A 6,786-nucleotide genomic window follows, 5' to 3' on the forward strand; every position below is an offset into this window, starting at 1 on the left:
GCAAGGCTATCATCAACCATAAACATCAATGAAATAGCGACTGAAGAGAGCATTAGATCACGAAATCGAGACCAACGAATAATAATACCGTCATCGGCATTAAAGTTACTCATTGGCTCTAGGTACCAATGACCATTCCTCATCCACTCCTGAAACTGAACAAAACGCATATAATCGTCATTGTCATTCAGGTTGAGTATTGAAATGCTCTCCCACTTATAAATAAATATAAAAATGGCACATACGAGCCAAATTACAGAAATAGCTATGATGTCTTTGTTAAAATCCTCACTTTTAGGCAATATGAATATCCTTTTCATTAAGCCAAAATCAATTCACTATTGTTCCATCTCTCTCACTTCCGCTAGTGCTCTGTTTAAGTTTTCATTTGCTACTTTGTAGTAAGATGATTTTTTATCGATAGCTTGCTGTAGATATGGAACCGCCTGATCAGGTTTTCCTTGTAAGATGAGGAAGTAGCCAACATTATTCAACGCTTCCGGGGCATCCATGTTCCTCATGAACACGTTGGTTGCCTTTTTAATATCCCCAGAGGCTAAATAAATAAGTGATAGATTGTTCCGAGCTTTTTCATTATTCGGTTCTAACTCTAAGGCTGAACGCGTGTATTGATACGCTTCCTTATAGTTACCATACATGTAGTGGGAGTAGCCCATATTCAACAAAGCTTTGACTGAGCTTTTATCTATCGTCAGTGACTTTTTAAAGTACTCTTGTGCGATCTTGATAGCTTTCCGTCAACATCTTCCAATACACCAATCCCCATATAAGCCAATGCTGGGGACATGCTGTCTACCTTCAAACTGGCCACTTCACTTTGACTCAACGCTTGGTAATTTTGGATAGTTTCGCTGCTTTTTAAACGAACCTGGTCTGAATTAATCGCTTTAAAGAAATAGCTTCGACCTTCATCGGTACGGCGTTGCTTGGTATACTAAACACCTAACTGCTCCAATACTTCCCGGTGTGGGCAGGATTAAAATCTAGCGCTGCTAGGTAAGCTTTCTCGGCCAACGCATAGTTACCGCGAGACGAATGTATTTGGCCAATAGTGAACAAGGTTTTATCGTGAAACTCTTTTTCAGGGAAGGACAAAGAGCGTATATATTCATATAAAGCCAAGTCTATATTGTTGTCTCGCAGAGCAATGATCTGCACCAGAAGTTTTGGACACTGAGTTAAAAGTGAGTACAATCACTAACGAGGTGAACAATGACAACTAAGAAAACACGAATCTCAAACATGCTCCTGAATTTAAATCCGAAGCACTTAGGTTGGCATGAGAAAGTCGGTGTCGCTGCTGCGGCACGACAGCTATCGTTGTATGAATCTCAAATTTATGGATGGCGTAAAGCCGTCAAAAAAGATGCGAAAATCAGCGATAGAGAAAGGGAACTCGCCACTGAAAATGCCAAACTCAAACGGTTATTGGCTGAGCAAGCTGAAGAGCTAGATATCGTAAAAAAGGCCGCCACCTACTTCGCGAAAAAAAAATCTAAAGTAGATTGCTATGAGTTTATGCTCGAACACCTTATGCAATATAGGATTGTCCGTATGGCTAAGGTGTTTGGGGTTTCTCGAAGTGGGTTTTATTATTGGATTGATAATCGCCATAAAGTCACTCAACGCAACGAGCACCGAAAGCAGCTTGACAGCAAAGTTCGAGAAGTCTTTGATGATAAAAAGGAACGCGACGGTGCAAGGCGTATTCAAAAAGAACTTGAGGCAAATGGTAATAAGCACGATGTAAAAAACCATTGCCACGAGCATGAAGCGCCAGAGCTTAGTCGCGAAGGCAGCCCGTAAGTTTAAATGTACGACAGACAGCAAGCATAGGCTTCCTGTTGCCCCGAACTTGCTAGAGCAAGATTTTAATGCGACAGCACCAAACCAAAAATGGGCTGGAGATATTACCTATCTAGCGACAAGCGAAGGTTGGATGTATTTGGCAGGATTGTTATCGATTTGTACTCACGGCAAGTAGTTGGTTGGTCAATGAGCACCAGAATGACCGCGACTCTGGTCTGTGATGCGCTATCAATGGCATTGTTCCGTAGAGGCATGCCCGAAGGGGTAATTATCCATAGTGATAGAGGTAGCCAATATTGTTCAAAAGATTACAGAGACTTAATCTCAGCCCATAATCTAAAACAAAGTATGAGTAGGAAGGGAAATTGCTGGGATAACGCCTGTGTTGAAAGCTTTTCCACTCAATGAAAGTAGAAGCCGTTCAATACGAGCCGATAATGACGCGAGAAGAGATGCGCCAAGCACTTTTTGAATATATCGAAGTTGATTATAATCGAACAAGAAGGCACAGTGCCCTTGGGTATCTAAGTCCAGTTAACTTTGAAAAACAATATGTCGCTTAATGCGGTGTCCAGTCTAACTGGAGCAGATCACCATCAATGAATCCGCCCCGTTTGGCAGTATTGATGGGCAGAAGCATACGTGCCAAATTAATATATTCAAAACCAGATACCTCAGCAAAATATTTCCGTAAAGGAAAAGGGGTTTCAGCCATGACGTTGGTGTCAAATCATGTACCTTTGAATACGACGGTAATATCGGCCAATGAATACGAAGGGCACTACGCATTCGACCTGCTTTACAACAACAGCGGTGACATCCAGCCCAAGTCTCTGGCCACCGACAATCACGGTACCAATAATGTGAACTTCGCTGGTTCTGGATATTTTCGGTTAGCAGTTTTCACCCCGATACGCCAAGTTCAAGCATGCTTTTGAAAACCTGTTTGAGGTAAACATAGATGGTGATCTTGATATCAAGCTTAAAAAGCCCATTCGAGTAAAACTCATTAAAGATGACTGGGATCGAATCCAACCTATCATCTGCTCTCTGAGCAGAAAATCAACTGAACAACACGTCATCATCCGCAAGCTGTCAAACAGCAAACGTGGTAGCCGGACGCTCGCCGCGCTGCGAGTGTATGACCGATTGATTAAGTGCCTTTACATGCTGGACTATGTTGACCAGAAAAGATTTGAGGCAGTTTGTTCAGCGAGCACTGAACAGGGGTGAAGCCTACCATCAACTTCGTAGTGCAATTGGTAACCTTAACGGGGATCAGTTGCGTGGTGGAAGTGATTTCCAGATTGAGCAATGGAATGATTGTGCCCGCCTGATAGCCAACTGCATCATTTACTACAATTCAGCATTGTTATCTAGCCTTGTAGAGCGCTTCGAGAAGCAAAAAAATGACGATGCAATCGAGTTACTATCGAATATTTCTCCAGTTGCTTGGGGGCATATCCAATTGACGGGGCACTATGTCTTCGAAGAAAGAGAAGACATGCTGAATCTGGAAAGTATGCTCGAAAGCGTCCACCCACTATCATCAGACGCGGAGATAGACAGTATTACTTCAGTGGCCTAATTCAGCCATAAAATGAAAAATGAACTTTTCAGGGAAATGTGCGCAATACCCCAATTAGCGCGGAATCTAAAAAACAGGTCGCATTTGCTACTCAGCGCTGCATTGAGGAAATTGGCTTGAAATACTACTCATCTGATGATCTAGTCTTACTAAATAACTAATCGCTTGCTTGCGTCATACATTTTTTCGTTTTTTATATGGATATATCGTTGAGTTGTGGTAATACTAGCATGACCCATCATATCCTTTAACGTCATGATATCCACACCATTCTCTAACGAAGTGCTTGCATATGTGCGGCGCAAGTCGTGCGGAGAGCAATGCTCTAAGCCTGCTTCCATTCGTCTGGTCCTAAGTATTTCGTGGATCGCCTGATCAGTCATCCGCGTATCTTGAACATCATCATGACGCCGAATTCTTGAAAAAAGGGGACCTGGTTGTTGACCACGGACATCCTGAACCCATAAATTCAATCTTTTTAGCGTTCCATCAGGCATAAAGGCTAAACGGGTTCTTTGTTCCCCTTACCCGTGACCTTTATAGCTTGTTCTTGCCAATAAACATTTGATAAGTCGAGACTTACAATTTCACCTCTACGTAAACCACATCCTAAAAGAATGCCAAAAATGGCACCATCTCTCACTCCTTTACATCTAGGGTCCTCATCACAGCTCTTAAAAAGTTGTCTTACCTCAATACTATCTAATGATCTTCCTTTTGGCACCCTCTGGCCCCGAACATTCTTTATTTGTTTGATATGTTGGTAAGTTTCCATATCAATTTGCTTCATTGTCCATGCTTCAAAAGCAACTCCCTTTAATCCAGCAAGGTAGGTATTAATTGTATCTGGCGCTCTTCCCGCATCAATCAGTAAGTCAATAATTCCCTGTATGTGATGGCGTCTCATCGTTCCCCAATCACAATATAAAATGTTCTGGTTCCCCGTCATTCTAGCTACATTATTTAGGAAGTATCCCATTTTTTGCCGACTCAGATGGGAGCGCAGACTCAGTAAATAAGCAGATGCTGCGTTTACCTCAATAGTATTTTTAACTTGCTCTGTCGTGAGTAAAGCTTTTTGATATTCTTTAGATATACTACTATCCACTTTGTTTTCCACTTTTGTACATCTCCTCCCCCTCTTTGAGTAAAAGTTACTTATCTAAATATAGTGCGTATACAGGTATAAAATAAATTATTTACGAACTATAATTTAACATTTCCTTAAGGAAAACATGGATTTTTTTCTACTATGATTTACTATGAATCTGTACGAAATCCCTCTTTCTGTAATGTTTACAACATCCTGGTCTGAGCATATTCTTCTTATTATTTCCTTCCTTGAATTCAGGATGTTAATATAATCTTCCTCTGATGAATCAATGATAACAACAATAGTATTATTGTCATTGTACGCATCAGTTATTGTTCCCCATCGTATAGGCTTTGGTGTATGCAATTTAATCATGTTAGCCCTATTTTTAGCAATTTCCGTCACTATATAGTACTGGTGTGTGTGATTAGTACACCCTGTAGTGCATACAAAAAGTAAAATTATAGAAAGTATGATTTTCATAAAAAAATGATCCTATACGATAACCTGAAAAAGATAGTATCAGAGTACGAAAGGGAGCCTTCAGGAACATAGAATAAATCTAATCCATACTTTTCATAAAAATTAAATGATAGTGATGGGATTAATGATGAACCACTGTGCTTTGTTATTGAACCATTTTCTTTTTTACCCTTTTCAAAATAACTCAAACCTACAGATGGCAATATTTCAATATTATTATTTATCCTTATCTTATATCTATAATTCAAACCAAAGTAGTCACTACTTACATTTAATGAATCCTTCATTCTCCAATATCCTACTCCGACTTGATTATTGTTAGTATCTAGACTATAAACTTCGAGCCCAATTCCTTCATGAACTTCATTAAATTCATCTTTAGTGTTGAAGTGGTGAGACCATCCGCCAAATTTTATCTCTATAAATGTAGAAGCCAGGCATGAGCTAGAAAAAAAGTAAATAATAAAAGTGGATATGATATTTTTCATCGCGTTAACCCGACCTCTAAATTATATTTTCAGTATAGGTTTATTTTTTTATTTTTCAATAATAAGTGAGACGAAACCGATAGATTAGGTAAGGCTAGCGCATTTTAACCGCAGACTCTAAAAGCACTGAGCGGTATTCATCATTCAGTGCTGCATTCTTTTTCTTTCGAGCCATACTCATCTTTTGGGTTGTATCAAACTTAAACAAGTTGAGGGCTATTTTCCTTAACGCATTAAAAGCCAACGCACCATTTCCTTTTCTAATTCGGCATTCATCTTCTCTGAAGGTCATGTCTAACATCCAGTGCATACTCTCTACTTGCCAATGACCACGGACAGCTTTAAGTGCTTGTTCTGCATCTAATTCCAGTGAACTGATATACCAACGAGTCTCTTTGCTAACCTTGCATGTTATGGAGTGCTCGACCTCAGAAGTGATTTTAATAATGCTTCTAAGTCCCTCCCAATGATATTGTTTAGTCAGCCATTCTTTATCAACCACAAGGTGCTCACAGTGTCGCGTCTCGATTCGACCATGTCCTGCGTCTACATCCGTGTGTTGAGCATAGTTCTTCTCGGTGAATTGCTCTCGACACGCCTTATGCCACCAAGCTTCTAGCTCTGCCTGCATCGTTGAGTGATTCCCTTTTAGGGCCAAGACATAGTCCGCTTTGCTTTGAACTATTTGTTTGGCAATCTTGCGCTGACAACCCATCGCATCGAGTGTGATGATGCGGTTCTCTATATCAAGTAAGGTTAACAATTTAGGAATAGCGGTTATTTCATTGCTTTTATCGTCAACGGCGGCCTGACCTAAAACAAGTTGGTTGGAGCAACTCCACGCACTCACCGAATGAAGCGGATTTTTTCTTCCGCGAGTATCGAAAGAGTGGCGTGCTGTTTTGCCATCTACGGCAATGATATCAGTGCCTGTCGTTTGAACTAGCGTCTTCATCCACGACTGAAACGCTTGCTCAATCTCATCTGCTCTGAGTTTGGTGATAACTCTTGCAATTGTATCGTGACGAGGGATGCCATTGAGGAATGGACGGTATTTACGAAGCCAATCTAAACGATTATGGCCGAAATCTTCGATGTCCTCCCAGCCCTCCGCGCCAGAAATCACCGCACTAATAGCAAGTAAAAGAATATCTAAGAGTTGGTGTTTTTTACATCGTTCAATGCGAGGGTCAACGATGTTTTCGAAATGCTCTAGAAACGAATCAGACATGGAAAAGACTCTAAATGGATAATAGTTACCAGATCTGATCCCTTAAATTAGGAAAAGTTCAAATTTATAATGA

General features: G+C 40.5%; 8 protein-coding genes and 3 pseudogenes. 4 read left to right on the forward strand and 7 right to left on the reverse strand.

What is annotated here, in order from left to right; translation table 11 throughout:
- Together BCU34_RS23940 and BCU34_RS23945 are read right to left on the reverse strand one after the other, a co-directional pair.
- Nucleotides 1-320 (reverse strand): annotated as a pseudogene (locus BCU34_RS23940) (hypothetical protein); the annotation flags it as partial.
- 18 nt (nt 321-338) lie between these two features.
- Nucleotides 339-1,170, reverse strand: a pseudogene (locus BCU34_RS23945) (tetratricopeptide repeat protein); the annotation flags it as partial.
- A 63-nt stretch (nt 1,171-1,233) separates the two neighbouring features.
- On the opposite strand from BCU34_RS23945, the pseudogene BCU34_RS23950 reads away from it, so the two are divergent.
- The 4 genes and pseudogenes from BCU34_RS23950 (at nt 1,234) to BCU34_RS23965 (ending at nt 3,418) form a co-directional block, all read left to right on the forward strand.
- A pseudogene (locus tag BCU34_RS23950) lies at nt 1,234-2,393 on the forward strand (IS3 family transposase).
- A 150-nt stretch (nt 2,394-2,543) separates the two neighbouring features.
- A complete protein-coding gene (locus tag BCU34_RS23955) occupies nt 2,544-2,768 on the forward strand; it encodes a Tn3 family transposase (protein WP_413286288.1) in 225 nt (74 codons plus the stop codon).
- Between the two features lie 19 nt (nt 2,769-2,787).
- Nucleotides 2,788-3,063: a Tn3 family transposase gene (locus BCU34_RS23960; RefSeq protein ID WP_413286294.1), complete on the forward strand. Its 276-nt coding sequence runs from the start codon at nt 2,788-2,790 to the stop codon at nt 3,061-3,063.
- Nucleotides 3,008-3,418 carry a Tn3 family transposase gene (locus BCU34_RS23965; RefSeq protein WP_413286289.1) on the forward strand — a complete coding sequence of 137 codons (411 nt, stop codon included), beginning with the start codon at nt 3,008-3,010 and terminating at the stop codon, nt 3,416-3,418. The genes BCU34_RS23960 and BCU34_RS23965 overlap by 56 nt, the downstream gene beginning before the upstream one ends.
- A 149-nt stretch (nt 3,419-3,567) precedes the next feature.
- Here the strand turns inward: BCU34_RS23965 and BCU34_RS23970 are convergent, their stop codons facing one another.
- The 5 genes from BCU34_RS23970 to BCU34_RS23990 all read right to left on the reverse strand — a co-directional run bounded on the left by BCU34_RS23970 (nt 3,568) and on the right by BCU34_RS23990 (nt 6,713).
- Complete coding sequence (locus tag BCU34_RS23970) at nt 3,568-3,915, reverse strand: tyrosine-type recombinase/integrase (RefSeq protein WP_413286290.1); 348 nt, start codon at nt 3,913-3,915, stop codon at nt 3,568-3,570.
- A gap of 5 nt (nt 3,916-3,920) precedes the next feature.
- Entirely contained in the window at nt 3,921-4,538 is a 618-nt protein-coding gene (gene xerC, locus BCU34_RS23975) for a tyrosine recombinase XerC (protein WP_413286291.1), read from the reverse strand.
- 93 nt (nt 4,539-4,631) lie between these two features.
- Nucleotides 4,632-4,994: a type II secretion system pilot lipoprotein GspS-beta gene (gene gspS2 / locus BCU34_RS23980; protein ID WP_413286292.1), complete on the reverse strand. Its 363-nt coding sequence runs from the start codon at nt 4,992-4,994 to the stop codon at nt 4,632-4,634.
- The gene (locus BCU34_RS23985) at nt 4,991-5,482 is read right to left on the reverse strand and encodes a hypothetical protein (RefSeq protein ID WP_102479712.1); all 492 of its coding nucleotides are present in this window, start codon (nt 5,480-5,482) and stop codon (nt 4,991-4,993) included. Before BCU34_RS23985 ends, gspS2 begins: the two co-directional genes overlap by 4 nt.
- Before the next feature lie 94 nt (nt 5,483-5,576).
- The gene (locus tag BCU34_RS23990) at nt 5,577-6,713 is read right to left on the reverse strand and encodes an ISAs1 family transposase (RefSeq protein ID WP_413286293.1); all 1,137 of its coding nucleotides are present in this window, start codon (nt 6,711-6,713) and stop codon (nt 5,577-5,579) included.
- Between the last annotated feature and the right edge of the window lie 73 nt (nt 6,714-6,786).

It is taken from the genome of Vibrio sp. 10N.286.45.E10 (assembly GCF_002874195.2).
In the GTDB taxonomy this organism is placed as follows: Bacteria; Pseudomonadota; Gammaproteobacteria; order Enterobacterales; family Vibrionaceae; genus Vibrio; species Vibrio crassostreae.

Bases quoted from the DNA above. Each gene is read 5' to 3' on its own strand.
- BCU34_RS23955 (WP_413286288.1), top strand. From the start codon at position 2,544: ATGACGTTGGTGTCAAATCATGTACCTTTGAATACGACGGTAATATCG.
- BCU34_RS23965 (WP_413286289.1), top strand. From the start codon at position 3,008: ATGTTGACCAGAAAAGATTTGAGGCAGTTTGTTCAGCGAGCACTGAAC.
- BCU34_RS23970 (WP_413286290.1), bottom strand. From the start codon at position 3,915: ATGCCTGATGGAACGCTAAAAAGATTGAATTTATGGGTTCAGGATGTC.
- gspS2 (WP_413286292.1), bottom strand. From the start codon at position 4,994: ATGAAAATCATACTTTCTATAATTTTACTTTTTGTATGCACTACAGGG.
- BCU34_RS23985 (WP_102479712.1), bottom strand. From the start codon at position 5,482: ATGAAAAATATCATATCCACTTTTATTATTTACTTTTTTTCTAGCTCA.
- BCU34_RS23990 (WP_413286293.1), bottom strand. From the start codon at position 6,713: ATGTCTGATTCGTTTCTAGAGCATTTCGAAAACATCGTTGACCCTCGC.